Annotated in this window: 24 protein-coding genes; 13 read left to right on the forward strand and 11 right to left on the reverse strand. The window is 75.1% G+C overall.

Features of this window, described 5'->3' with window-relative positions; all coding sequences use genetic code 11:
* The coding region (locus tag DEF28_RS28485; protein WP_220269998.1) for a hypothetical protein at positions 1 to 237 on the reverse strand (237 nt) is incomplete at its 3' end.
* A gap of 825 nt (positions 238 to 1062) precedes the next feature.
* Here DEF28_RS28485 and DEF28_RS16305 point away from each other — a divergent pair.
* The 5 genes from DEF28_RS16305 to DEF28_RS16325 all read left to right on the forward strand — a co-directional run bounded on the left by DEF28_RS16305 (position 1063) and on the right by DEF28_RS16325 (position 6967).
* Positions 1063 to 1908: an EamA family transporter gene (locus DEF28_RS16305; protein ID WP_114398286.1), complete on the forward strand. Its 846-nt coding sequence runs from the start codon at positions 1063 to 1065 to the stop codon at positions 1906 to 1908.
* A gap of 176 nt (positions 1909 to 2084) precedes the next feature.
* Positions 2085 to 4025 carry a hypothetical protein gene (locus tag DEF28_RS16310; protein WP_233515345.1) on the forward strand — a complete coding sequence of 647 codons (1941 nt, stop codon included), beginning with the start codon at positions 2085 to 2087 and terminating at the stop codon, positions 4023 to 4025.
* A gap of 298 nt (positions 4026 to 4323) precedes the next feature.
* The gene (locus tag DEF28_RS16315; protein ID WP_114398306.1) at positions 4324 to 5580 is read left to right on the forward strand and encodes a Mur ligase family protein; all 1257 of its coding nucleotides are present in this window, start codon (positions 4324 to 4326) and stop codon (positions 5578 to 5580) included.
* Positions 5581 to 5595: 15 nt separating this feature from the next.
* Positions 5596 to 6306 (forward strand): type 1 glutamine amidotransferase, encoded by a 711-nt coding sequence (locus tag DEF28_RS16320; protein WP_114398287.1) that lies wholly within the window; start codon positions 5596 to 5598, stop codon positions 6304 to 6306.
* 85 nt (positions 6307 to 6391) lie between these two features.
* Positions 6392 to 6967, forward strand: a complete 576-nt coding sequence (locus DEF28_RS16325) for a hypothetical protein (RefSeq protein ID WP_114398288.1) — start codon at positions 6392 to 6394, stop codon at positions 6965 to 6967.
* 183 nt (positions 6968 to 7150) lie between these two features.
* On the opposite strand, the gene DEF28_RS16330 is transcribed toward DEF28_RS16325, so the two are convergent.
* The 5 genes from DEF28_RS16330 to DEF28_RS16350 all read right to left on the reverse strand — a co-directional run bounded on the left by DEF28_RS16330 (position 7151) and on the right by DEF28_RS16350 (position 11175).
* Entirely contained in the window at positions 7151 to 7954 is an 804-nt protein-coding gene (locus DEF28_RS16330) for a GIDE domain-containing protein (RefSeq protein ID WP_114398289.1), read from the reverse strand.
* 462 nt (positions 7955 to 8416) lie between these two features.
* On the reverse strand, positions 8417 to 8668 hold the full coding sequence (locus DEF28_RS16335; protein WP_147280134.1) for a hypothetical protein: 252 nt from the start codon (positions 8666 to 8668) through the stop codon (positions 8417 to 8419).
* A gap of 119 nt (positions 8669 to 8787) precedes the next feature.
* Complete coding sequence (ygfZ, locus tag DEF28_RS16340; RefSeq protein ID WP_114398291.1) at positions 8788 to 9816, reverse strand: CAF17-like 4Fe-4S cluster assembly/insertion protein YgfZ; 1029 nt, start codon at positions 9814 to 9816, stop codon at positions 8788 to 8790.
* A gap of 9 nt (positions 9817 to 9825) precedes the next feature.
* Positions 9826 to 10293: a Fur family transcriptional regulator gene (locus DEF28_RS16345; protein ID WP_114398292.1), complete on the reverse strand. Its 468-nt coding sequence runs from the start codon at positions 10291 to 10293 to the stop codon at positions 9826 to 9828.
* Between the two features lie 339 nt (positions 10294 to 10632).
* A complete protein-coding gene (locus DEF28_RS16350) occupies positions 10633 to 11175 on the reverse strand; it encodes an FABP family protein (RefSeq protein WP_114398293.1) in 543 nt (180 codons plus the stop codon).
* 328 nt (positions 11176 to 11503) lie between these two features.
* Between DEF28_RS16350 and DEF28_RS16355 the strand changes: the two genes are divergently transcribed.
* Both DEF28_RS16355 and DEF28_RS16360 read left to right on the forward strand, forming a co-directional pair.
* Positions 11504 to 12310 carry an E3 ubiquitin ligase family protein gene (locus DEF28_RS16355; RefSeq protein WP_233515346.1) on the forward strand — a complete coding sequence of 269 codons (807 nt, stop codon included), beginning with the start codon at positions 11504 to 11506 and terminating at the stop codon, positions 12308 to 12310.
* Between the two features lie 43 nt (positions 12311 to 12353).
* A complete protein-coding gene (locus tag DEF28_RS16360; protein WP_114398294.1) occupies positions 12354 to 12716 on the forward strand; it encodes a DsrE family protein in 363 nt (120 codons plus the stop codon).
* An 18-nt stretch (positions 12717 to 12734) separates the two neighbouring features.
* Here DEF28_RS16360 and dtd read toward each other — a convergent pair whose 3' ends face one another.
* Both dtd and DEF28_RS16370 read right to left on the reverse strand, forming a co-directional pair.
* Positions 12735 to 13160 carry a D-aminoacyl-tRNA deacylase gene (gene dtd, locus DEF28_RS16365; protein WP_114398295.1) on the reverse strand — a complete coding sequence of 142 codons (426 nt, stop codon included), beginning with the start codon at positions 13158 to 13160 and terminating at the stop codon, positions 12735 to 12737.
* Between the two features lie 56 nt (positions 13161 to 13216).
* Positions 13217 to 15007, reverse strand: a complete 1791-nt coding sequence (locus DEF28_RS16370) for a DUF2207 domain-containing protein (protein WP_114398296.1) — start codon at positions 15005 to 15007, stop codon at positions 13217 to 13219.
* Positions 15008 to 15158: 151 nt separating this feature from the next.
* On the opposite strand from DEF28_RS16370, the gene DEF28_RS16375 reads away from it, so the two are divergent.
* The 3 genes from DEF28_RS16375 (at position 15159) to DEF28_RS16385 (ending at position 19666) form a co-directional block, all read left to right on the forward strand.
* A complete protein-coding gene (locus tag DEF28_RS16375) occupies positions 15159 to 16163 on the forward strand; it encodes a neutral zinc metallopeptidase (RefSeq protein ID WP_114398297.1) in 1005 nt (334 codons plus the stop codon).
* Positions 16164 to 16209: 46 nt separating this feature from the next.
* Positions 16210 to 17181, forward strand: coding sequence for a neutral zinc metallopeptidase (locus DEF28_RS16380; RefSeq protein WP_114398298.1), 972 nt, complete (start codon positions 16210 to 16212; stop codon positions 17179 to 17181).
* A gap of 115 nt (positions 17182 to 17296) precedes the next feature.
* On the forward strand, positions 17297 to 19666 hold the full coding sequence (locus DEF28_RS16385; RefSeq protein ID WP_114398299.1) for a hypothetical protein: 2370 nt from the start codon (positions 17297 to 17299) through the stop codon (positions 19664 to 19666).
* A gap of 34 nt (positions 19667 to 19700) precedes the next feature.
* Here DEF28_RS16385 and DEF28_RS16390 read toward each other — a convergent pair whose 3' ends face one another.
* The 3 genes from DEF28_RS16390 to DEF28_RS16400 all read right to left on the reverse strand — a co-directional run bounded on the left by DEF28_RS16390 (position 19701) and on the right by DEF28_RS16400 (position 21486).
* Positions 19701 to 20012: a DUF2516 family protein gene (locus DEF28_RS16390; protein ID WP_114398300.1), complete on the reverse strand. Its 312-nt coding sequence runs from the start codon at positions 20010 to 20012 to the stop codon at positions 19701 to 19703.
* A 156-nt stretch (positions 20013 to 20168) separates the two neighbouring features.
* Entirely contained in the window at positions 20169 to 21119 is a 951-nt protein-coding gene (locus tag DEF28_RS16395) for a M56 family metallopeptidase (RefSeq protein WP_114398301.1), read from the reverse strand.
* 4 nt (positions 21120 to 21123) lie between these two features.
* Positions 21124 to 21486 (reverse strand): BlaI/MecI/CopY family transcriptional regulator, encoded by a 363-nt coding sequence (locus tag DEF28_RS16400; RefSeq protein ID WP_114398302.1) that lies wholly within the window; start codon positions 21484 to 21486, stop codon positions 21124 to 21126.
* A gap of 156 nt (positions 21487 to 21642) precedes the next feature.
* On the opposite strand from DEF28_RS16400, the gene DEF28_RS16405 reads away from it, so the two are divergent.
* The 3 genes from DEF28_RS16405 to mshA all read left to right on the forward strand — a co-directional run bounded on the left by DEF28_RS16405 (position 21643) and on the right by mshA (position 25108).
* Positions 21643 to 22173 carry an O-acetyl-ADP-ribose deacetylase gene (locus DEF28_RS16405; RefSeq protein ID WP_114398303.1) on the forward strand — a complete coding sequence of 177 codons (531 nt, stop codon included), beginning with the start codon at positions 21643 to 21645 and terminating at the stop codon, positions 22171 to 22173.
* A gap of 14 nt (positions 22174 to 22187) precedes the next feature.
* Positions 22188 to 23174, forward strand: a complete 987-nt coding sequence (locus DEF28_RS16410) for an alpha/beta hydrolase (protein ID WP_114398304.1) — start codon at positions 22188 to 22190, stop codon at positions 23172 to 23174.
* Between the two features lie 617 nt (positions 23175 to 23791).
* Entirely contained in the window at positions 23792 to 25108 is a 1317-nt protein-coding gene (gene mshA / locus DEF28_RS16415; protein WP_374058415.1) for a D-inositol-3-phosphate glycosyltransferase, read from the forward strand.
* Positions 25109 to 25129 lie beyond the last annotated feature (21 nt).

Below are 25129 nucleotides of genomic sequence, written 5' to 3' on the forward strand. Positions count from 1 at the left end.
GACGGCGCCTGGAGCCGCATCGCCGAGCGGCTGCGTATCGACGCCGCCACCGGCGAACACCTCGGCGTGATCCCACCTGGTCTCCAGGGCGGGAACCGCAGGCGCGGGTCGCGGGGGGCCCTGGCCGCCCACCGGGACCGCACCACCGTCGAACGCTCCATCAACCTGCGGAAACAGAACCGGGCGGCAGCGATCGGGTACGGCACGAGGGCCGCGGTCGACGACGGAACCGTTCACGTCCCCTCCATCCGCATCCGACTACGCGATCTCACCCGTTCGAAAAAGCACTGCCTAGGCTGGCCGGCGCATGGCCCACCGTGCTCTGGTGCCGGTGGCGGCTTCCCAGCCCGGCGCCGCGCAGGACGGTGGCACGCCGCCGGCGGAGGCGCTGGGACGCCGAGCCGCCGCGCCAGCCCCGGTCGAGCGGCCTCGCGGCAGCGCCCCCAGCACGCCCGAGCGGGCGCCGCCGGGCATCCGCCGCAGGGCATCCGCCGCAGGGCCCGTCCGCGCTCCGGCCGGTGCCGGCACTCCCCGCCGCGAACCCGCCCGCCGCAGGCGGCGACCGCCGCGCGTTCTGTGCCGCGGCCCGGGGGCGCCCTCTGGCGAGAGGGGCCGCGAGGGCCGGCAGCGGAGGGCAGGTGAGGTGCGGGTGCCCCCTGCGTCCATGCCGGGGCCCGGCGGGGTCCGGGGCACGGCGGTGCTGCCGTTCCCCGCGGAGATCCGTGCCGGCCGCCGGTACGAGCATGGCGCCCGCGCGCAGGCGTTCGGCCCGAGGTGAGTCGTGGGCCGCCCCCCGGCGAGGCCGGGCGGGCCGGGGCGGGTGACAACGCCGAGCCGCCCGCGGACCGGTTCCCGCCGGTTGCCGCCGACCGGCAGCCCCGCCGGTCCGCCGCAGCCAGTGGCCGGCACCGACCGGACGTCGATCCGCATGCTTCTGGGCGGCCGGTACGGCGGCGCGGTACGGCGGCGTAGGCGTTCGCGAAAACGGCCCCCGGTGTCGCGGGCGAGTGCAGACTGGCGGTTGCCACCGTGTCCGACCGGTCCCCCCGGAGCCGCCGCGCCATGAGCCCGCTCGCCGTCCTCGCCGTCCTCTGCGCCGCCGCCCTGCACGCCTCCTGGAACGCCATCGCGCACGCGGTCACCGACCGGCTGGCCGGGTTCACCGTCCTCGTCGGCACGGCCGCGGTCTGCGGGGCGCTCCTGGTGCCGTTCACCGGCCTGCCGGACCCGGCCGCCTGGCCCTACCTGGTCGCCTCCGCCGCTCTGCACGTGCTGTACCACCTGGCGCTGATGGCGTCCTACCGCACCGGCGACTTCGGGCAGGTGTACCCGCTGGCGCGGGGGACGTCGCCATGGGTCGTGGCGCTGGTGGCCGTGCTCCTGCTCGGTGAGGAGATGTCCGGGAGCAGCCTCTTCGCGGTGCTCGTCATCTCGGCCGGGCTGACCGCGCTCGTCTTCGCCGGCGGCCGGCCGGGGCGGGCGCAGGCGCCCGCGCTGCTCGCCGCTCTGGCGACCGGGCTGCTCATCGCCGCCTACACGGTGGTGGACGGGCTGGGGGTCCGGGTCTGGGACGACCCGGTCGGCTACATCGCCTGGCTGATGCTGCTGCAGGGGCCGCCGTTCGCCGCCGTCGCGGTGCTGGCCCGGCGCCGGGCGCTGCCCGGGGCGCTGCGCCCGGTGTGGCGGGTGGGCGTGGTCGGCGGGGTGCTGGCCACACTCTCCTACGGGCTGGTGCTGTGGGCGCAGACGTTCGGCGTGTTGGCGGGCGTCGCGGCCCTCCGAGAGAGCAGTATCGTCTTCGGCGCCGTCATCGGCACGGTGCTCTTCGGCGAGCGGTTCGGCCGGGTCCGCGTCGTGTCCGCGGTCGCCGTCGCGCTCGGCATCCTGCTGCTGTACGTGGATCCGTGACGCCTGGTACCCCACCATTTCCGGCAAAGCCGTGACAAGCCGGCTACCGCCTGACAGCATTTCTGCCATCCAGGGATCCCAGCCGCCCGGCTCCGCGGGCGTCCAGCTGGCCGAGCTCCCAGGGCGAACGCCGCTCCGGTCCGTCGCCTGACGGCCGGGCGGGGAGGTGCGGTGCGGTGATCGAGACGCGTTCGGGTGCCGGGAAACGTGCGGAGGGGACGGACCTGGGCCACCTCGGGTGGCACCACGAGGTCCTGGTCGGCGACCCCGGCCCGGCGCCGCGCCGGCCCGCCCCCGCCGAGCCGGAGCGGCTCGACCGGGAGTGGGCCGCCGGACAGCGGCGGACGGAGGCCGACCTCAACCGCCCGCTCGTCGTGACGCTGGTGCTGCTCGGGGCGGTCGCCCTGCTGCTCCTCATCACCAGCGCCGCGGGCCTGCTGCCCGGGGTGCTCGCGCTCGCCGGCTGCCTGGCGTGCACCGTGGTCGCCATCCCGGCCCTCGTCGCCCTCCTGCAGGGCGGGCGCGCGGTCCGCGAGCGGCTGGCCGAGGAACGGCGCCGGCTGGAGCGCGACCGCGCCGAGCGCGAGGAGGCGCTGCGGGCGCGGCAGGAGGAGCACGCCCGGCGGCACGCGCAGTGGCGGGAGCGCCGGCAGGCGTACGAGGCGCAGCCCCGCTGGTACGGGTTCACGGTCCCCGGCGGGGTCGGCACGGTGGTGGTGGGCGGCGGCACCGACGCGGGGTGGTCGGCGCTGCTGACCACGATCGGCGCGGCCCGGCTGCGCGGCGGTGCCGACCTCACGGTGCTGGACCTGTCCGGCCGCGCGGTCGGCGGTGACCTCGTCGCGCTGGCGCGGCGGTGCGGAGTGCTGCCGCGGCTGTGGGTGCTGCCGGCCGACCTGCCGCGGGTGAACCTCGGCGGCAATCTCGACCCCGGGCGCCGGGCCGCCGTGCTCGCCGCCGTCGTCGACGCGCTGGACCCCCGAGCCGACCGCGCGGCCGACGGCGCGTTGCTGCGCGGCCTGCTGGAGGTGCTCGGACCCGGACCGGCCCCGGTGGCCGGGCTCGTCGCCGCCCTGCGGGCGCTCGCGGCCCCCGAGGCCGACGCTGCCGGGCCCGGCCCGCGGCCCCTCACCGAGGAGCAGGTCGCGCGGGTGCTCGCCCGGTTCGGCGCCGGCACCGCCGCGGCCGGACAGGCCTGGCGGCTGGCGCGGCACCTCACCGCGTTCGAGGGGCTGGGAACGCGCTCGGCGGACGAGCCCTACGCACAGGTCAAGATCATCGCCACCGACCGGTCGTCCGGCGACCTCGCCGGGCGCGCCTACGGGACGTACACACTCGCCGCGCTCCGCGAGCTCCTGGAGATGCGGCCCCGCGGCGGCGCGGGCCGCCCCTGGGCGCACACGATCGTGGTGTGCGGCGCCGGGGCGCTGCCCTCCGCCGAACTCGACCGGCTCGCCGCCGCGGCGGCGGACGCCGGCACGGGCCTGGTGCTGCTGTTCCGCGACGTCGACTCCGACGTGCTGGAGCGGATGCGGCGCCCCGGTTGCCTGCCGGTGCTGATGCGCCTGCCGGAGGGTGCGGCTGGCGACCTCGCCGCCGAACTGGTGGGGAAGGGCGGCCGTGTGCGGCTGCACCGGCTCACCGAGGTCATCGGGGGTGCGCTGGACGACACGACCGCCGACAGCTACGTCCCCGATCCGGCGACCACCCCGACGACGGCGCTGCCCACCAGGTACGCGGCGCGCTCCATCCCGCCGCTCGACCTGGCCCGGCACGTGGGCTCGGCGACCGCCTGGGGCCGCGCGACCACGCAGGCCGCCGGCATCGACGACCCCGGGCAGCCCCCGGCCACCCCGCCGCTGCGCGACCTCCGGCTCGATTCCTACGGGCTGCGGAACCTGCCGTCCACCGCCATGGTGGTCGCCGGGGACGGCGGCCCGGTGCTGGTGGACGCCAACCCCGGCATCCTCACACTGCCCACCGCGACCCTGCGTCCGGTGGGCGATCCGGCCGCGGTGCGGCCGGCCGCACCGGCCGGGTCAGGGGAGCTGACCGGCGCCGCGAACGTCGGTCCGCCGCCGGACCGGTTGGACTGGCGGCGCCCGGACGTCGGATGACGATGTCGTTTCCCGGGGATTTCCCGCGGTGCCGCAGGTCCGTTGAGGAGGCGTGGGGCAATAGGCTATGGGGAAATCGCCGGGCCTGTCCGGCGGGTGCCGTCCGCTGAGTGGCGGCCCCGCGCGCCGCTCGGTCCCGTCCGCGCAGTGCTCGCGGTGCGGGCGGCGCCGCCGGAACCGGTGCCGCCGTCGCGGGCCGGGGACCGGTGCCGCGGGAGCGGCCCCGGTCGGGCTGCGGCAGGACCAGTACCCGTCGGAGAGGCCCCGGCCTCGGACTTCCCAGCGAATTGTGGAGATCATGAGCGAACTTCCCCTGCGTGCCCAGTTGGCCGCCGCACTGGGTAAGGGCGCGGCCTCGTTGTCCCGGGCCACCGGGCGCGGCGACGGTTCGGTCATCGGCGGCCGCGTCGCGCTCAAGGTCGAGCCGGACCTGCTCGCCAAGCTCGCGCGAGGCCGCCGCCTGACGCTGGTCAGCGCGACGAACGGAAAGACCACCACGACCCGGCTGATCGCCGCGGCGCTGCGCGAGCTCGGCGAGATCGCCACGAACGAGCACGGCGCGAACATGCCGACCGGCCACATCACCGCGCTCGCCAACAGCCCCGACGCGCGCATCGGCGTGCTGGAGGTGGACGAGAAGTACCTGCCGCAGGTGCTGCGCGAGACCAACGCCTCGGTCGTGGTGCTGATGAACCTCAGCCGCGACCAGATGGACCGCGCCTCCGAGATCAACCTCCTGGCGAAGAAGTGGCGCGAGGCGCTCCAGAAGAGCGAGACGCACGTCATCGCCAACGCCGACGACCCCCTGGTGGCCTGGGCCGGGCTCGGCGCGCGCTACGCCACCTGGGTGTCGGCCGGGCAGCGCTGGAAGGAGGACTCCTGGTGCTGCCCCGAGTGCGGCGGGCACCTCAAGCGCGACCCCGACCCGCACTGGGAGTGCCCCGAGTGCGGACTGCGCCGCCCCGAGGCCACGTGGGCCGTGGACAACGCGACGGACAGCGTCGTCGACCCCAACGACCAGCGTATGCCGCTGCAGCTCAACCTGCCCGGCGACGCCAACCGGGCCAACGCCGCCATCGCGCTCGCCACGGCCGCCGCCTACGGCATCCACCCCAAGCAGTCGCTGCCCCGGCTCCGCGAGATCCACTCGGTGGCCGGGCGCTACACGTCCGTGGTCACCAACGGGGTGGAGGTGCGGCTGCTGCTCGCCAAGAACCCCGCCGGCTGGCTGGAGTCGTTCGCGGTGCTCGACCCGCCGCGGGTGCCGGTCATCCTCTCGGTCAACGCCCAGATCCCGGACGGCAAGGACACCTCCTGGCTGTGGGACGTCGACTACACGGTGCTGCGCGGCCGCCGGGTGTTCGTCATGGGCGAGCGCCGCACCGACCTCGCGCTGCGGCTGGAGACCGACGAGGTTCCCTTCGAGATCGCCGACCGCGTCGACCAGGTCATCGCCGGGCTCAAGTCGGAGCAGCCCGACCTCACCAAGCTCGACGTCATCGCCAACTACACCGCCTTCCAGCAGATCCGCACGGCCTACGGCCGCGTCCAGTAGGAAGGGACGACCACCATGAGCGACACCAGCAGCAGGCTGCGGATCGTCTGGATCTACCCTGACCTGCTCAGCACGTACGGCGACCGCGGCAACGTGCTCATCCTGCGCCGGCGCGCCGAACTGCGCGGCATCGCCACCGAGATCGTGCACGTGCACTCCAGCGACGCCGTGCCCGTCGAGGGCGACATCTACCTCCTGGGCGGCGGCGAGGACCGGCCGCAGATCCTGGCGGCCGAGCGGCTGCGCGCCGACGGAGGCCTGAAGCGGGCGGCCGAGCGCGGGGCCGCGGTGCTGGCGATCTGCGCCGGCTACCAGATCATCGGCGAGAGCTACGGCGACGACGCCGACAACCCGCTGCCGGGCGTCGGCATCCTCGACGTCCGCAGCGGGCGCGGCGAGACCCGCGCCGTGGGCGAGATCGTCGCCGACGTCGACCCCAACCTCGGGGTCGGCCGCATCACCGGGTTCGAGAACCACCAGGGCCGCACCGCGATCGGCCCCAACGCCGTGCCGCTGTCGCGGACGGTCAGGGGGATCGGCAACGACGGCCAGACGGAGGGCGCCTACCAGGGGCAGGTGCTCGGCACCTACCTGCACGGCCCGGCGCTGCCCCGCAACCCGGAGCTGGCCGACCTGCTGCTGCGCTGGCGGGTCGGCGCCATCCCGCCGCTGCCGCCCTCCTGGGGCGAGCGGCTGCACGAGGAGCGTCTCGCCGCGGCCCTCTGAGCCCGGCACCACGACGGGGCCACCGGTCACCTCGACCGGTGGCCCCGCGTCGCTGTGCGGGTGGTGCTCGCGGTCGGCGCTGGCCATGGCCGCCGCCGACTCCGCGAGTGCGGCGTTCGGGCCGGTCATCGGGGGCGTCCTGGTGCGGACGGGCTGGCAGGCGATCTGGCTGGTCGACGTTCCGGTCGCCCTCGCCGGTATCGCGCTCGCACCGGCGCTGCTGCCGAAGGTGCCGCCCACCGCCGCCGCGCCCGGTCGCGGGACCGTGGCGGGGCGCGACCTGCCCGGGATCGCCGCTTTCGTGCTCGCCATGGGCGGCCTCATCGGCTTCCTGCTCTCGGCGGCGGCCCCGGAGTGGCCGCTGCCTCCGCTGGCGGGGGCGGGAGCAGCGCATGGCGCGCCGTCCTCGGCCGCGCGGCCGGTGGCCGCTGACCGCCGCGCGTCCCGGCCCGCCACACGCGGCCGGGTCCTCGACACCGGGGCGTCCGGCCACGTGGCCGCCGTGCGCCCGCACCCCGCGTTCACCGGCGGTCACGGACATGACCAGCGGCGGCTCCCCGGGAGTCGCCGCTCTTCCCCAGCCGGGGCATCCCCGATGACGACTCCGCCGAAGCCGCCCGTGCGCACCGAGCACCCCCGCGCCCCCTCGGGTGCCGGGTAGGAGGCAGCCGACCGGCGCCGGAGTCCGCGCGTCGCCTGCGCGGCCCGGCGGACACCGGTGGCGCCTCCATCACGCTTGCCGCCGCGACCGTGCCGCAACCGGCATCGATCCACCCTCGCGGGCGGGACGGCCCACCCGCGGCCGCGGGGCATGCCCTGCGCGGCAGAGCGGCGGCGAGCCCGGTCAGAGGAAGAGCCCGAAGACCAGTACTCCCATGGCCAGTGCCACCACGGCCAGCGCGCCGCCGAAGCAGAGCCGCTGGGTGGTCCAGTCGCCCCGGGTGATCTCGCGCTCGGACCGGGTCGACAGCAGGAACGGGCCCGCCTCGGGTCGGCGCATCGCCAGGGTCTCGCCCTCGGCGCTCACCCGGCCGAACGCGAACAGCCGCTGGCCCGGGCGCACCACCCACTCCCGGTAGGTGTAGCCGGTGGTGCCGCGGCCGTCCGTGAGCACCTCCCGCGCGGCCTGCCGCGCGAGGTGCAGGGCCCGTGCCCGGCCGCCCCTGGGAGGCCGGGCGCTACCGCCCCGGACGGGCTCGTACCGCTCGTGGCTGCGCACCGAGCGGTCGATGTCCGCGCCGTCCGGATGGAACGCGACCCGGCCGGTGTCGTCGCGCAGCAGGACCGGCTCGGAGGAGCGGTTGCTCTCGACCGTCTGGGTCCGGTTGCGGGTGCGGTGGTTGCCCTTGCCGTCGCGAACCCGCTCGCGGTAGTGCCGCACGACCTCGGTGCGGTACCAGACGCAGGCGTCCCCAGAGAAGGGCGCGCTCAGCCGGCCCCCGGGTCCGGCCTCGGCCGCCCCGGCCACCTCGGCGACCACGCCACCGGTGCGCGATGTCGCCTCGGCAAGCTGGGCGGCGGTGAGCGTCGGAGTGTCCAGCAGCGCGAGCCGGCGGGTGCGCGCCTGCCATCCGCCGTAGCCGAGTGCCGCGGCGACCGCCGTCAGCACCAGCGCCGTGACGATCGGATGCTCGGTCACGAGCTCCATGGAGCCTCCTCACAGACCCGGGGACGGCAGGGGGCGCCCACCGAGCCGCTCTCCGCGACGCCGGAGGGCGGGGACGGGGGCCTCCACCGAGTACTGGGATGCGGCGGACCCCGAGGAGGTTCCCGGTGCCGGTCACTCCAGCGGCAGCGCCGCCAGCCCGACCAGCGGCCGACCCGCTCCGGTGCGGGCGGGCGCCGGGGCCCGGCAGTGGACGTGGGCGGACCACGCGCGCCGCGTGAGCTCCTGCCGCGACCGGGCCGACAGCGGGAAGGGCCCCGCGCCGGCTGCCGTACCACCTGTGCAGACATCTCGAAGGCGGGCCGGAGGCGTCGCGCGGCATGCCGGAGTGCGGGCCGCGCCGCTGCGCGCGCACCCCGGTGCGTCGCGCGGAGGGGGAACCGGTCCCCGCGGGAGTGCGGTAGTTCCGCGGCACCCGCACGCGCTACCACACGCACGGGCGTCCTACCACATGCACGGGCGTCGGGAGAACGGCGCGGTCAGGGCGGCGCCGGCGGGCGCCTCCGCCCGGCCGACGTGCGCGCCGCCCGCGTCGCCCGTCCGGGGCACGGCGGCGGCGAGTCGGGCGGCGGACATCGCCGGAGCGGTCAGCGGCGCGGGCCGGCGCGCGCGGGCCGGCCCGCCTGTGTACGCGACGCGGGCCGCGACCGCCGCCAGGAACCCCGTGGGGACCAGCACCACGAGTACGCCCATCACCGCGCCCTCCCCGCTGCCGGCCGACGTGGCGTGTCGGCACCGTATGTCCGGGAAGGACGCGCGGGCGCGGGGCGCGGTCGCACTATGGCCGGGGGCGGCCATGACCCGGCCGCGCGGGGTCAGCGCGGGCGGCGGCGGAGGTCGATCTGCACGTTGGCCCCGGTGTCGGGGCGCACGACGACCTCCTGGGCGGCGGCGATGCCGTCCACGAGGAGTTCGGCGTCTACCGGGGCGGTCCGCTTGACCAGGGCCAGGGCGATCGGCCCCAGTTCGTGGTGGCGCGCCGAGGAGCCGACGAAACCGATCTGGCGGCCCGCCAGCTCCACCGCGGCGCCGCGTGCGGGCAGCCGTTCCGCGGTGCCGTCGAGGTGCAGCAGCACCAGGCGGCGCGGCGGCCGGCCCAGGTTGTGCACCCGGGCGACCGTCTCCTGTCCCGGGTAGCACCCCTTCTCCAGATGGACGGCCGACCCGATCCATCCCATCTCGTGCGGAATCGCACGGTGGTCGGTGTCGAGTCCGAGCCGGGGCCGGTGCGCGGCGATCCGGCGTGCCTCGTAGGCCCACAGGCCCGCGGGCCGGACCCCGGCCGCGGTCAGCCGTTCCGCGGTGGGCACCAGCGCCTCGGCGGGCAGGAACAGGTCGGTCTCCTCACCGGCCCGGCGCACCGGCACTCCGGCGAGGTCGCCGGCCGCACTGGCGAGCGCCGCCTCATGGTCGGGGCCGGCCAGGGTGAGCACCGCGCGCTCCGCGCTGAGGTCGGCGACCTCGACCCGGAGCAGGAACCGCATGGACTCCAGGAAGCGGGCCAGCTCCGGCGCGCCGCCGGGCTCGACGTGCGCCCACACCGACTCGCCGTCCTCCACCAGCGCCAGGTGGTGCTGGACGTGGCCCTTGGTGTCCATGATCAGCGCCTCGGTGGCCGATCCCGGAGTGAGCCCGTCCAGGTACTGGCTGGTGAGGCTGTGCAGCCAGCCGAGCCGGTCGGGGCCGGATATCCGCACCACGCCGCGGTCGCTCCGGTCGATCCACCCGGCCGCCCGTTCCAGTGCCCGCTGCTCCTGGGCGGGCTCCCCGTAGTGGGCGGCGATGTCGGCGTCCGGCGGCTCGGCGGCGACGGCGCCGGGACGCTGCAGCAGCGGCGAAGTCATACCCCGAGCCTATGCGCTGTCCGCGCGGCCGCCGGCCGGGAGGTGGCCCTCGTCGTCCACCGCCGGGGCCCGGCAGCCGGCGCACGCCCCGAACACCGTGAGGTGCCGGACGTCGGCCTCGAACCCGAGTCCGGAGCGCAGCGCGCCAACCAGCCCGGCCGCGACCTCCAGTGGGACGTCGCGGACCTCGCCGCAGCCGCGGCAGACGATGTGCAGGTGGTCGGCCTCCTCCGCCAGGTGGTAGGCGGGGGAGCCCGGCCCCAGGTGGGTGTGGGTGACCAGTCCGATGCGTTCCAGGAGGTCGAGGGTGCGGTAGACGGTGGAGAGGTTCACCCCGGACGCGGTCCGCTGGACCGCGGAGCAGATGGCGTCGGGCGTGGCGTGCTCCAGTTCGCGCACCGCCTCCAGCACGAGCTCCCGCTGCGGTGTCACGCGGTAGCCGCGCGAGCGCAGCTCCTCCCGCCAGGTACGCGCCATGCCCCGAGTGTACGGCGGTGCGCGGACCACCGCCGGAGCGGCGGAACCCGACGTCAAAAAACATTTGCCGCGTGCGGCGCGGCGGACGTAACGTCGGAGTCACGCGAGAAAGGAGGTGGTCCGACAGTGCACAGCATGAGGACTAGCGAGGTGTCCGCCCGCTAGGGCGATACCGTCAGGTTCGCCCCGGCGAATCCACTGTGGACACCCAGACCCCCGAGTGGTCGGCCCGGTCCAGCCGGCCCCGTCGTGCCCCGCACGGCGGAAGTCACGCTCGGGGGTCCGTCCATGCCCGGACTCCGTCCGCCGAAGCCCGGGCGGGCGGCGGCGCGGCCGGGCTCAGGCGGCCCGCTTGAGCTGCGCCGACATGTACGGCCGCAGGTCGTGGCCGTCGGCCGCGAGGTCCCACGCGTAGCCGAGCGTCTCGCGGTTCTCGCCGAACAGCCCGTACAGCCGGTGCCCGGCGGCGACGGCCTGGCCGGTCTCCGTCCGCAGCACCGCGTCGGTGGACAGCTCCACCCGGCTGGCGAAGATGGTGCCGAGGTAGACCTCGGTGAACCCCTCGGGGTGGGAGATCAGCACCTCCAGGTGCACCGTGCCGGCGTCCCGCGAGCCCTCCGCGCCAGCGGCCGCCCCCTCGGGCCGGGGCCGCGCCCGCCAGTATCCGGACTCGGCCGTCACGAAGTCCCCCAGCGTGCCGTCCTCCCTGACGCGCCACACCCGGCTGCGGTAGGACAGGTAGGGCCCTCCGTCGTGCGTGAACTCGACCTCCTGGCCGAACTGGAACTCGGGGAGCCCCGGGTATCCCGCGACGCCGACCCCCTCCCAGCGGCCGAGCAGGAACGACAGTCTCTCCAGATCGGGGTGCACCTCTTGCTGCATAGTCTCCGAGAATAGGCCCTGCGCGGCCGACCGCCGTCCGCGGTGCGTCGTGCGCGCCGCCGGACCGCCCGCCCGCGCCCGCGCCGGCGCCGCGGATCCCGCGGGCCGCGGCGGAGGCGCTGACCTGCCGGTTGCCCGGAGGCCCCGCAGAATTCGCCGGGCTGCCGTTCGCGGCCACCCGGCGTTCGCGGATCCGTCGACCGCGCCGGGTACCACTGTCCGCGACGAGGGGCGGCGCCCTCCTAGGAGTGACGGCATGACGGATCTCACCACGGAACCTGGTAAAGAGGATCCAAACGCCACGCCAACGGACGATCATGGATAGCCGATGGCGTTCGACGACGGAAAAGAGGCGGCCTTCATGCTGGTGACCGGGATAGCCCTCCTCCTCGGCGCGGCGATCCTGACACCTTTGGCCGTCGTCGCGCTGCGGAGGTGGCTGCGGCAGCGGGCGCTCGCGGAGATCCAGCCGCGCGCGGTGGCCGCGAGCGCCGGCCGGCCGATCAGCCTCGCCGGTGTCGCCGCCCCGGGGCCGGACGGCGCTATCGAGTCGCGGCTGGCCGGCGCCGACTGCGTGTGGCACGGCCACGAGGTGCTGCGGCACTACTGGCAGTGGCGCAACCGCGAGGACACCGGGGAGCGGGAGCGGGTGCGCGGCTGCGACTCCATCGCCGACCACGGTTCCACCGAACTGTTCGGCATCGCGCCCCCCGCTCCGGCCGCCCGGGCCGGGATCCCGGTGCTGGTCGACCCGCAGGGCGCCCGGATCGAGGACGCCGACATGTGCCTGCAGCGGGTCGTGGGCCGGCCGCAACGCGGTGTCCCGGCCCCCGCTGACGACCTGCTCGCGCGGGTGAAGGGCCGCATCTCCGGTGTCTTCCGCGGCGAGACCATCGAGTTCGAGTACCGCGAGTGGGTGATCCGGCCCGGCGACCCGGTGGTCGTCGAGGGGCAGGTGGAACTGCGCGACGGGCATCCGGTGCTCACCGCCCCGCCCGGCGGCGAGCTGCGGATCCGCCACATCGCGCCGGAGCAGCCGCAGGAGCCGCCCCGGGCGACCGACGCGCTGCTGCTCGGCGGCGGCGCCGTCGCGTCGGCCTGCGTCGGTCTGCTGCTGACCCTCGCGGCGGTCTGACGGCGGGCTCGGCACGTCGGCCGCCCCGGCTACGCTGGCCCCCATGAGACGCGCGTTGGTGATCAAGGCGACGGCGGGGCAGGACGACCCCGAACGCTGCAACCAGGCGTTCACGGTCGCGGCGGCGGCCGTGGCCAGCGGGGTCGACGTCTCGCTGTGGCTCACGGGCGAGGCCAGCTGGTTCGCGGTCCCCGGCCGCGCCGAGGGCTTCAGCCTCCCGCACGCGGCGCCGCTGGCCGACCTGCTGGCCGCCGTGCTGGCCGCCGGCCGCATCACGGTCTGCACCCAGTGCGCGGCCCGGCGCGAGCTCACCGAGGCGGACCTCATCGCGGGGGTCCGCATCGCCGGGGCGCCCACCTTCGTGGAGGAGATCACCCGCGACGGCGCCCAGGCACTGGTGTACTGACGGCGACCCGTGGCGCCGTCAGACCTCCAGCAGGACGGTGAACGGTCCCTCGTTGGTCAGTGACACCGACATGTCCGCGCCGAAGACGCCCGTCTCGACGTGGGCGCCGAGGTCGCGCAGCGCCTTCACCACGGCCTCGACCAGCGGCTCGGCCACCGGGCCGGGGGCGGCCGCCTGCCAGGTCGGCCGCCGGCCCCTGCGGGCGTCGCCGTACAGGGTGAACTGGCTGACGACCAGCAGCGGGGCGCCGATGTCGGAGCAGGAGCGCTCGCCGTCGAGCATCCGCACCGTCCACAGCTTGCCGGCCAGCCGCCGGGCGGTCTCCTCGGTGTCGTCGTGCGTCACTCCGACCAGGGCCATCAGCCCCGGCCCCTCGATGGCTCCGACGACCTCGCCGCCCACCGCCACCGACGCGCTGCTGACCCGCTGAACGACCGCTCGCATCCTCGCCGTCCGCCCTCTCGTGCACCTCTGCGGAGGACTCCGTCCGACCTCCGCCGTCAGCTCAGGGTACGGAACTGGCGGGTGTTGGAGATGACGCCGGACAGCGTGAGGGTGAAGGTCCGGATGGAGTCGGCGAAGTCGTTCAGCCGCCACTCCTCCGGACCGTGGTACCAGGGCAGGTCGTCGCCGTCGAGCTCGGCCGAGCCCGCCGTGGCGAGGATCTGCGCCCAGCGCTCCACCGTGTCGAAGATGATGGCGTAGGGAAGGTAGCGGGAGAAGAGCGGCACCCGCTGGCTGAACGGCACGTCGTCGGCGTCGGCGCGGTGCAGGTAGGCGCGGAAGCCGAGTGTGTGCGCGAACACCGCGCTGCCCAGGCGGGTCTTCGCGGGCATGTACTGGGCCCCCACGGTCACCGCGGCGCCCGCGATGATGACCGCGAGCCCGGTGAACGCCGCGTGGGTGTACAGCGCGAGCAGCACGGTGAGCAGCACGCCCAGCGCGGTGAGGACGATACCCAGGACCGTCCAGCGGTTGCGTTCGACGTTGGGCCGGCGGGCGAACCACTTCAGCCGGACCATGTCGCGGTACAGCTCGTCGCGCACGTCGCCGAGCCGGGTCGCGAAGGTGTCGCCCAGCTCCGAGAGCCGGACCTCGTCCCGGTTGTGGAAGAGGGCGTCCAGCAGCAGCCGCTCGTAGCGCCGCGGCTCGTCGTCGGGGGGCGGCGGCTGCCGCACCAGCCGCCAGTCCACCGAGGTGAAGCCCTCGTGCGGCAGCTCCTCGATGACGAGGTGGCCCTTGACCGCGAGGTCGACCACGGTGGCGGTGATGTCCACGACGTCGGCCTGCTCGTCGATGAGCGTGCCGATCTGGCCCGGGTGGACGCCGTTGGGCGGGCGGAAGCGCAGCGTGCCCTCGTCGGACCCGGCCAGCGGCGCGTGGTCGCCCAGCGCGGCCTCGTTCCGCAGCGCCCGCTCGTCGCGCCCCCGTACCCGGATCAGCACCAGGAGCCCGCCGATGAGGACGATCAGCAGCAGCCCGAACACGCCGGACGTCGCCGGCGTGATGGCGAACGCCGAGGGCAGGGACCACGTGCGCTCCAGTACCGGCTCGCCCGGCGCGGTCTCCGGCGGGTAGCCCACCACGATGCTGAGGGTCTGGCCCACCTCCAGGTCGGCCTGGAGGAAGCGCGCGATGAGCGCCTGGTGGCCGCCCATGTCGGAGGAGGTGCAGTAGATGGAGCTGCGCGGCTCCCCGGCGGCGCAGGACAGCGCCAGCGGCGGCAGCGGGGCGTCCACCTCGACGGTGGTCGAACCGACCGGGGAGCTGTAGCCGCCCACGGCCACCCACTCCAGTTCCAGCTGGCGGCCGATCCGGCTGGTGGTGCCGCCCACCTCGTAGTTGAGGACCACCGTGTCCGACCCGCCGGTCTCCATGGTGACGTCGAGGGTGTCGGCGCCGGCGTCGGTGCGGACCGCGACCGGCTCCCCGTCGCCGTCGCGGGCCGTGATCCCGCTGACCTCGTACAGCCGGTCGTGGTCGGTGTCGTAGGGGTGGCGGACCACGAACGTGCGCGTGAACTCCTCCGGGGCGCCGGCGCCGAAGAAGAGCGTCTCCTCCGCGTGCAGGGTCCCGTCGGAGTCCAGCATGAGGTAGATGCGGTTGCTGTTCGCGTCGTCCTCGCCCACCGAGGGGACGCTGGCGTGCGTCTCCGGCTCCGCGGGCGTCCCGTCGCCGTTCGCGGCGCTCCGGTTGGGCACGTGGGCCGCGGCCGCCCCGGGCAGCGAGGCGAGCAGGCTGAGGCCGACCGTGGCGACCACGGCCGAGCGCGCGAAACGAACCCCCCACATGGCGTGAGAGCTTATCTGTTCGTTGAGTACGGCCTGATTACGGATCGGCGCTCGAAAGCGCGCTGTAACCGCATACCCGTCATAATCGAAAAGTTGACCCGATTACGGGGCAGTTCAGAAAGTGTCATGGCGGGGGAGGTGAGGCGACCCCATGGTGGAACGGGGTGGCGTCACGAGTTCGACCGGGCGGGGGCCCGGCCAAACGGTCTACGAATTGCCGAAGTACGCGCGAAAACCGCGCCAGCGGCTCGGCGTGGGTGTGCTTTCCGTTCTCGCCACCGGACTGGCAGCGGTGGGGTTCGCCGGATTCGTGAGCATCTCGGCGATCCTCGACGAGGCAGACGGCCAGGCGGACCCGGGCGGAGCCGGGGGAGTGCGGCCGGCCGGGGCGGGGACGGGCGAGCCCGGCACCGCGGAGAGCGACGCGGCCGAGGCGGTCCGGACAGAGGGGGACGTCCTCGGCGACAACCCGCTGTACCACAGCGGCGAGATGGCGCGGGTGGACTGCCCGGCGCCCCGGCTCGACGCCTACGACAACGCCTCCATGGAGGCGTTCCTGCACAAGGTCACCGACTGCCTCGACGACGGCTGGTCGGAGCAGTTCGGCGACAGCGGCATGGGGTTCGAGGCGCCCAACCGGATCTACTGGTACGCCTCCGGGCAGAGCCCGTGCGGCCGGTACCCCGTCGAGGGCACCGCCGCCTTCTACTGCCGCGCCAACAAGGGGCTCTACCTGGGCGTGGACGACATCGTGGCGAACTCGGCGGACTCCGGTGAGAGCGAGACCTACACGTTCCTGCTCAGCCACGAGTACGCCCACCACGTGCAGGGCGAGGCCGGGATCCTGGACTACTACCACGCGGCACGCGGGTCGGCCGACGACGCCGAGCAGCGCGACGCCTGGACCCGCCGCAGCGAGCTCCAGGCCAACTGCCTGGGCGGCGCGTTCGTCGGATCGATCGCGGACAGCTTCCCCATCGGCGGGGACGAACATGCGAATATTCTCGAAGACGCCGAACGCCGGAGCGACTACGACGCCGAGCAACGTACCCACGGATCTCCGGCCAACGGCCGATTGTGGACCGACCACGGCATGGACCGGCGGGACCCTGCGGCGTGCAACACGTGGCAGGCCCGGGAAGACCTGGTGGAGTGACGACGTGCCGGCGGTGACCGGCTGACGGGGGACGTGGCGGGGAGCGGTGGAACCGGGGTACGGCGGAGGTGACGCGGATCCGCGGGGCGCGCGGCGCCCCGCCCGGCGCCGCGCGCGCGGCGCCGGCGCCCTGTACTGGGCGATCGGGGCCGCCGCGCTCGCACTGGTGGTCCTCGTCTGGAACGTGCGCACCGCGGAGGACGACTCCGGGGTCTCCGGCGTGGCCGCCCACTCGACCACCGCGCCGGACCCGGCCGCGTCCAGCGGGGCGGACGCCGACGAGGCGCCGGTCCGGCCCGCCGGCGAGCAGGCCCTGCTGGCCAATCCGCTGTACGAGACCGGCCGCCTCGCCCCGCTGCCGTGCCCCGCGCCCGAGCTGGAGGCACGCGATCCGGCGTCGATGGAGCGCTTCCTCGACGCCGTCGCCGACTGCCTGGACGAGACCTGGCAGACCCAGTTCGAACGCGCCGGCATCCCCTTCGACCCGCCGAGCCGGGTGTTCTGGACCGAACCGGGCACCAGCCCGTGCCGCGCCTACCCTTCCACGGCCGGCGCCTTCTACTGCCGGGCCAGCAAGAGCATCTACATCGGCACCGCCGACGTGGTCGACAAGTGGAACGGCGCCGAGGACAGCGTCGTCTACGCGTCGCTGCTCGCCCACGAGTACGGCCACCACGTGCAGGGCGAGTCGGGGCTGCTGGACTACTACCACGAGCAGCGCCGCCACGAGCCCGACGCCGGTGCCCAGAACGTCTGGACCCGCAAGAGCGAACTCCAGGCCAACTGCCTGGCCGGAGCCTTCCTCGGCTCGGTGGCCGTCAGCTATCCGCTGGCGGAGGCCGACCGCGAGACCATCCGCGAGGACGCCGCGGCCACCGCCGACCGCCAGGGCAGCACGGAGGCCGAGCGCACCCACGGCTCGGCGGCCAACAGCGTGCTGTGGATCGAGCACGGCATGGAGCGGCAGGACCCCGGGTCGTGCAACACCTGGAACGTCGACGCCGGCCTGGTGCAGTAGCGCGGCCCACCTCGGCGCCGACCGCATTCGCTGCCGCTCCAAATGGGGGTTACGGTTGCGTACCGATCCGTCACGGTGGGTGTTCCACGTGGGAGCGGCGGGGGAAGTCCCCCACATGCCGGACGAGCGCCTTGTCGAGTTGCGGATCCACGGGGTGAACGGCGGCGCGGCCGACGAACTGCTGGAGGTCGAGACCTGCGCCCGCGTCTCGGGCGACGACCTCGCCGGGTTCTTCCGCTGGCGCACCGCGGAGGACACCCAGAGTGTGCCGGGGGTGCCGCGCGAGGTCTTCGCGTGGGGCAACCTGACCTCGGGGCAGTCCTCCCGCGCCCTGTGGCTGATGCTGCTGCCCTTCATGCTGGTGAACGTCGCCTACTGGATGCGGCCGAGACGGCTGGTGGAGCCGACCTCGCGCGGGCAGCGCGTCGCCGACCACTCCTACGGCATGCTCGTCCGGCTGCTCGCGCTGAGCCTCACCGCGCTGCTCACCATGGCCGCGGCGGGGATCGGCATGGACCTGATCGGCTGGCAGTGCGCCGGCTACGGCGCCGCCTGCGCGGAACTGCGGCCCTGGCTGGGGTTCCTGGCCGCCCCCGGCGCGCCGTTCGCCAGCCCGGGACGCGCCGTCGCCGCCGGCGCCGTCTTGCCGCTGGTCGCGGTGGTGGTCCTGTGGCGGCTGTCCCGCCGCACCGGCATCGAGTACGTGGTCACCGCGAAGTCCGACGCGCGGCGCGGGCCCACCGCGCCGCTCAGCGATCCCACCTTCTGGCGCAACGGGGTGGTCATGGGGCGGCTGCGCTCCGTCCACGTGGCCATCGCGGTCTCCGTCGTCACCGCGCTGCTGCTGCTTCCCCCGCTGCTGCGCGACCGCGACGCGGGCATCCCGCTGCCGGGCGCCGCGCTGGCCGGGCTGCTCGCACTGGTGGTGGTGCTCAGCGTCGTCGGCGCGCTGGTGCCCGACGAGAACCCGCGCCGCAACGTGCGGACCGCGCACGTCTGCCGCTGGTTGCGCGACGCCGCGCTGCTGCTGTTCGTCCTGACGCTCGGCTACGCGCTGTGGCCGCGACCGGGCTGGAGTGCCACCGGCTCCCTGCCCGGGTACGCGGCCGGCCTCAACGCGCTGTTCGCCGCCCAGTGCGCCCTCGTCCTGCTGCTGGTGGCCGTCGCCGTGCTGCAGTACCGCGGCGCGCACCCGCACGCGGGCACCGCGATGGGCGGCATGGCAGGCCCGGCCACGGCCGCCTTCGGGGCGCTGCTGGGCGGGGTGTTCTCGGCCGCCTTCGTCTACCAGGCAGCCGGCCTGCTGGGCGGCTGCTACTACCCGGGCGCCGAGAACGCCGGCTGCCTCAACCTGTATCCGCCGAGCGCCTACGCCTGGCTGCAGCTCGCCTTCAGCCTGGAGGCCGCCATCGCGCTCGTGGGCGCCGGGGTGCTCTGGGCGGCGGCCCGGCACCGCGCCCGGAGCGCGGTGCCCGTGGTCGCCGCCGAGTACGACGTCGACCCGGACGCGCGGCGCACCCGGGAGATCGCCAAGGCGCGGGCGCTCGGCTCGATGACCGAGTACCTGCCGGCCTTCCTGGCCCTGCTGCTGCTCCCGGCGCTGGCGCTGGTGGTCCTCGTGCTGTACTCGCTGGCGACCGACGGGGTCGCCGCGGCGGACTCCGGTACCTCGAGTGTGGGGGTCAGCCTGACCGCGATGACCGGCGCGGCCACCACCACGGTCCAGCACGCCGTCTCGGTGATGGTGACGGTCGGTTCCTGGCTCGGCGGCGCCCTGCTGGTGGGGCTGGTGTGGCTGGGCCGCAACGCCTACCGCGACCAGCCCACGCGCAAGGCGGTCGGCGTGCTGTGGGACATCGGCACCTTCTGGCCGCGGGCCGCACACCCGCTCGCGCCGCCCTGCTACGCCGAACGCGCCGTGCCGCAGCTCGCGGCCCGGGTCGCGGCACTCACCGCGCGGGGCAAGGGGGTGGTGCTGTCCGGGCACTCCCAGGGCTCGGTGCTCGCGGCGGCGACCGTGTGGCAGCTGCCGAACCGCTGCCGGGAGCGGGTCGTGCTGCTCACGCACGGTTCGCCGCTGTACCGCCTGTACGGGCGGTACTTCCCGGCCTACTTCGGCCCGGCCGCGCTCACCGAGCTGCGGCAGCGTGTCACCGCCTGGTGCAACCTGTGGCGCGCCACGGACGCCATCGGCGGCCCGGTGCACCTGCCCGGCGGGACCGTGGCCCGCGCCGAGCCGCTGCCGGACCCGCGCTACTACGACCACCAGGAGGGCGACGCCCTCTATCCCGAGATCCTGGGACACAGCCGCTACACGGCCGATCCGGCCTACACCGCCGCGATGGCCACCGCCGCCGACCAGCTCGACGCGGCGCTGGAGGCGGCGGCCGCCCGGGAGCGCAGCGCCGAGGCCGCGGTGCCGCCGCAGCTGCGGGCGGCCGTGGACCCGGACGCCGACGGTATGGAGCACGACGCCCGCGCCTGACCGGCCGCCGCCCGGGCCGGGGGAGCGGGACGGGCTACCAGGGACCGTAGGGGCCGTCGCCGCGGCGGCCGATACCGCGTACCGCCGGACGCACGTCCAGCAGGAAGATCAGCGAGGCGATGAGCGCCAGGATGGTGAAGAACGAGAAGAAGTCGAACACCGCGCCCAGCGACAGCAGCGCGCCGACGCCGAGGATGCCGACCCACAGTCCCTTGGTCTGCTTGTCCATCGCCGGGAAGGCCTGCGCGGGAGTCCGCACGGCCTCGACCAGCGCGTACAGCGTCGTCACGAAGATCGCCAGGTAGATGGCTTTCCACAGCAGGGAGAAGAACGACAGGGCGATCACGGCACGCACCGAACCTTACCTAGACGACCGGGCGGCGAGCAGCATGCCGCCTCTGGACTTAGAACGCGGCACCGACGCCAATCGTGCCCGCGCGGCGCCGCGATCACACCCGCCGGACCGGTATTGCGCCCGGCCCCGGCCACCCCGCGGGCGGTCTCACATCGGCAGGTGCCAGAGGGCGAGCGTGGTGGTCATGAGGGCGACCGCCGAGACCAGCACGGCGGCCGTGGCGGTCCGGGAGAGCTCCGCCACCGGGTTGAGCAGCCGCGACACCCGGGTCACGACGTCGGGCTGGTCGGATTCGGCCGCGGCCGCGGCCAGGGCCCCGGCGGGTACCGGTGCGGAGCCGGCCGTGCCGAACCTCAGCAGTGCCATGGCGAGCTCGCGCGCGGAGCGCGCCCGGCTGGCCTGGTCGTCGGCGCACATCTCGATGAGCAGCGCCACGGCCCGGTAGCTGGTCTCGATCACCCCCAGGCGGGGGAAGGCGCGCTTCAGGGAGGAGAACGGGAGCAGGACGAGGTCGTGCCGCTGCCGCAGGTGGGCGTGCTCGTGGGCGAGGACGGCCGCGAGTTCGTGCCGGTCCAGCACCTGCAGCGCCCCCGCGCTGATCACGATCTGCGACCGCAGCACACCGGGCAGGCAGTACGCGGCGGCGGCGGGGTGGTCGAGGACCCGGGCACCGGGCACGTCGGGGTCGTCGCGGGCGACCAGGCGGAGCAGGTCGCGGTGCCGCCGACGGGTCCGCAGCACGTGGACGAAGGAGGTGGTCAGCCCGAAGAGCAGCTGCGCGAACAGCCAGAACGCCGCGACGATGGCGGCCACGCGGGTCGCGCCGAGCGGCGCGTCACCGAGCGCCGAGAGATAGAAGCCGTGTGCCAGCGCGTCGTCCGCCAGCGAGACTAGGCCGCCGAACACGCCCTCGCCGTAGGGGGCGAGACCGAACGCGAGCAGCGCGCCGATGGTGGAGATGCCCCATGCCAGACCGAGGGCCTGCCAGGCGATCACGCCGACGTGCGGTCCGCGGACGGGCCAGGAGGCGCGGCGAAGCGGTGCCGCCGCGAGCAGGCAGCCCACGGAGATCGTGGCGAGCAGTGCGGCACTGACCATACGGCTACGTCCTTGGCTGGTCGATTTCCGCGAGTGCGCGGCGAAGCGCTTCTGCCTCCGTTCCGTTCATGGAACGGACGAAGGCGGCGAGCGCGGCGTCGCGGTCGCCCGTCTGGCCCAGCGCGTCGAACATGAGCTCGGAGACGTAGTTCTCCCGGCTGGCGGCCGGGCGGTAACGCCACGCGCGGCCCTCGCGAGTGCGGACCACGACCCCCTTCTTGGCTAGCCGGTCGAGAACCGTCATGACGGTCGTGTGCGCGAGGTCGCGCTCGGCGAGCGCCCGTCCCACTTCACGAACCGTTAACGGCTCGACTCGTTCCCACAGTACATCCATCACCGCGCGTTCCAGATCCCCGAGCCGATTCATGACCTCTAGTCTACTTGCGGTAGTACTACACGGCGTCGCACCCCTGGTCGCCGGCCTCGACCGCCGCGTGGGGCGGGCTTCCGACACGGCGCTTCCGGCAGGGCGGCCGCCTCGGCCGGCGACCGGCGGCGTGCACGCGGAGACGGGAGTGGCGTCATGGGGATCCGGCTCGTCCTGGGCGACATCACCGAGCAGCGCGTCGACGTGGTCGTGAACGCGGCCAACTCCTCGCTGCTGGGCGGCGGCGGAGTGGACGGGGCGATCCACCGCCGCGGCGGCCCGGAGATCCTCGCCGAGTGCCGCGCGCTGCGCGCGTCCCGCTACGGCGGCGGGCTGCCCACCGGGCAGGCGGTGGCCACCACCGCCGGCCGGCTACCGGCGCGCTGGGTGGTCCACACCGTGGGGCCGGTGTACAGCGCCGCGGAGGACCGCGCGGACCTGCTCGCCTCTTGCTACCGGGAGTCGCTGCGGCTGGCCGAGGAGCTCGGGGCGCGCTCGGTCGCGTTCCCGGCCGTCTCCACGGGGGTCTACCGCTGGCCGGCGGAGGACGCCGCGCGTGTCGCTGTCCGTACTGTCCGAGGTGTGACAACTACAGTATGTGACATCCGTTTTATCCTGTTCAGTGAAGCGGTGTACGCGGCGTTCGACCGCGCCCTCGCCGACCCCCCGTCCGGGGAGCGGCCCTGACCTGGAGGACCTGGGTGTTGACGTCGTTCTCTCGCCGGACCACAGCGGTCGCGCTCGCCTCACTCACCGTGGCGGCCGCGGCGGCGGTCGCCGCACTGCGCACCGAGGAAACCGAGCCCCGGACAGCGGTCACGCCCGCGAACGGCGCGGCGGCCACCGTGCTGGACGCGGAGCGCCCGGTGGTACGGCCCCGGCCCGGAGAGGTGGCGGTGTGCCGCCGCCCCGGTCGGGAGGAGATCGTCCGGATCCCCGATCCCGGCGCCCCCGACGGCGGGCGCCCCATCTGGGTACGCCGGCCGCCCGGACCGGACAGCGCCGACCTTCCCGTGCTGTACCTGCTGCACGGTTCCACGGGCACCCACGAGTCGATCACCGGCGCCGGGGCCGGCCCGCTGCTCGACCGGGAGATGTGCCGCACCGGCGTGGAGTTCGTGGTCGCTGCCCCCTACGGGCAGGAGGTCGGCGGCAGCGACACGGAGTGGGGCGACGCCGCCGACGGCGACTTCCGGATCGAGACCTTCGTCACCGAGAAGGCCGTGCGCGCCGTCGAGGGCGACCACCCGCGGCCCCGCCATCTGCGCGCGATCGGCGGGTTCTCCATGGGCGGCTACGGCGCGGCGGCGCTCTCCCTGCGCCACCCGGACCTGTACCGGCAGGCGATCAGCTGGGCCGGTTACTTCCGGGTGGACGACCCCAGCGGCACGTTCGGCGACACCCCGGACCCGCACGCCCCCGACCGGCTGCTCGACGACCCCGCGGTCCGCGACATCCGGTTCCTGCTGGTCGAGGGCACGGAGGACTTCACCCCGCTCCAGGAGGGCAGCATCCACGGCGAGGCGAGGCGGTTCGCCGCGCTGCTGACCGAGCGCGGCATGGCGGTGCAGACCCGCTTCCCGCCCGGCGGGCACACCTACGACGTGTGGACCCCGACCTTCCCGGAGGCGGTCGACTTTCTGGTGACCGGCTGGCGGCAGCCGGTCGCCGGCGCCGCGCAGCGCTGAGCTCCGCCGGGGGCGTGCGAGACGGACGCGCCTCCCCGGAGGAGGGGGCCCGCGTCCCCCGGCGGGAGGTCCGCGCGCCCGGGCCGGCCCGCTCGCGGAGGGTCCGCCAGGGGGGGCCGCGGCGTCCGGGGACGGCGGTTACGCCACCGCCGGCCGCGACCGCCGACCGCCGACTGTCAGGGCCGGCGGCTCGGTCCGGGCCCGGGCCGCCGCGGTCGCGCATGGCGGCTCACCGCCACGGCCGGTGCGACCGGGCCGCCCCCATCCGCCCTGCCGTCCATGAGGCGCCTCCAGCGGACGGCGGCCGCCTGGAGGAGGGACGGGGATGGCCGATGCCGGACACACCGGGTCGGCCCGACCCGGGGCCGCCCGCGCCCCCGCTACCCGGGACCGGCCCGCCACGCGGCCCGACCCCGCGCCGACCGGGGGAGTCCGGCCGTTTCCGCGGTCCGCGCCGCGCCGCGCCCGACCGCGGCGGCCGGACGCGACCCCGTACCCCGGTCGCCGTCCGCGCACGGCCACCTGTCCATCATGGGAACAGCACGCCCCTCCGGGACTGTTCACCCAAGGGGCGGTGGCGCGTAAGAAGGTGCACCGGGAAGGGGACGACTGCCGTGGTGCGAAACGCTCCGGGGCCGCGGGGCGCACTGGCCGGGCGGGCGGAGCCGCCCGTCCTCAGCCGTATCGCGACGATCAGCCTGCACACCTCTCCACTCGACCAACCCGGGACCGGCGACGCGGGCGGCATGAACGTCTACATCGTCGAGGTCGCCAGGCGCCTGGCCGAGCGCGGCGTCGCGGTGGACATCTTCACCCGCGCCACCCGCATGGACCAGCAGGCCGAGGTCGAGATGGCCCCCGGCGTGACCGTGCGGCACATCGCGGCCGGGCCCTTCGGCACCCTCGACAAGCACACCCTGGCCCGCCACCTGTGCCCGTTCGTCTTCGGCGTGCTGCAGACCGAGGCCCGCAACGAGCCCGGCCACTACGACCTCGTGCACGGGCACTACTGGCTGTCGGGCCGGGCCGGGATGGCCGCCGCGCAGCGCTGGGGTGTGCCGCTCGTGCAGTCCATGCACACCCTCGCCCGGGTGAAGAACGCGGCGCTGGCCGAGGGCGACGCCCCAGAGCCCGAGGCGCGGGTGCGCGGCGAGGACCAGTTGGTACGCGCCGCCGACCACCTCGTCGCCAACACCGCCGACGAGGCGCGCCAGCTCGTCCGTTACTACGACGCCGACCCGGGCCGGGTCGGCACCGTGCCGCCGGGCGTCGACCTCGACGTCTTCACCCCCGGCTCCCGCGCGGCGGCGCTGCGGCGGATCGGCCTGCCCGAGGACACCGAACTGCTGCTGTTCGTCGGCCGGGTGCAGCGGCTCAAGGCACCTGACGTGCTGCTCCGCGCGGCGGCCGCCCTGCTGGACCGGGACCCGGCGCTGCGCGGCCGGCTCGCGGTGGCGGTGGTGGGCGGCCTGTCCGGCAGCGACCGGGGCGAGCCGCGCCGGCTGGCCGAGCTCGCCCGTTCGCTGGGGATCGCCGACCTGGTCCGGATGGAGCCGCCCCGCTCCCGCGCCGAACTGGCGCACTACTACCGGGCGGCCACGGCGACGGTGGTGCCCTCGCACTCGGAGTCGTTCGGGCTGGTGGCGGTGGAGTCGCAGGCGTGCGGCACCCCGGTCGTCGCGGCGCGGGTCGGCGGACTGCCCACCGCGGTCGCCGACGGGGTGTCCGGCGTGCTGGTCGACGGGCACGATCCCGAGGACTACGCGCGGGTGCTGCACCGGATGGTCGCGGAGCCGTCCTGGCGGGCCGCGTTCGGCGCGGCGGCGGTGCGGCACGCGGCGCGGCTCAGCTGGTCGGCCACCGTCGACGGGCTGCTCGACGTCTACCATGGGACCCTGGCCGGGCGACGGCTGCCCGTCGCCGCCAACCAGTGACCGCGCCGCCCGGCCGCGCGG

Source organism: Marinitenerispora sediminis, assembly GCF_003336425.1.
GTDB classification, from domain to species: domain Bacteria; phylum Actinomycetota; class Actinomycetes; order Streptosporangiales; family Streptosporangiaceae; genus Marinitenerispora; species Marinitenerispora sediminis.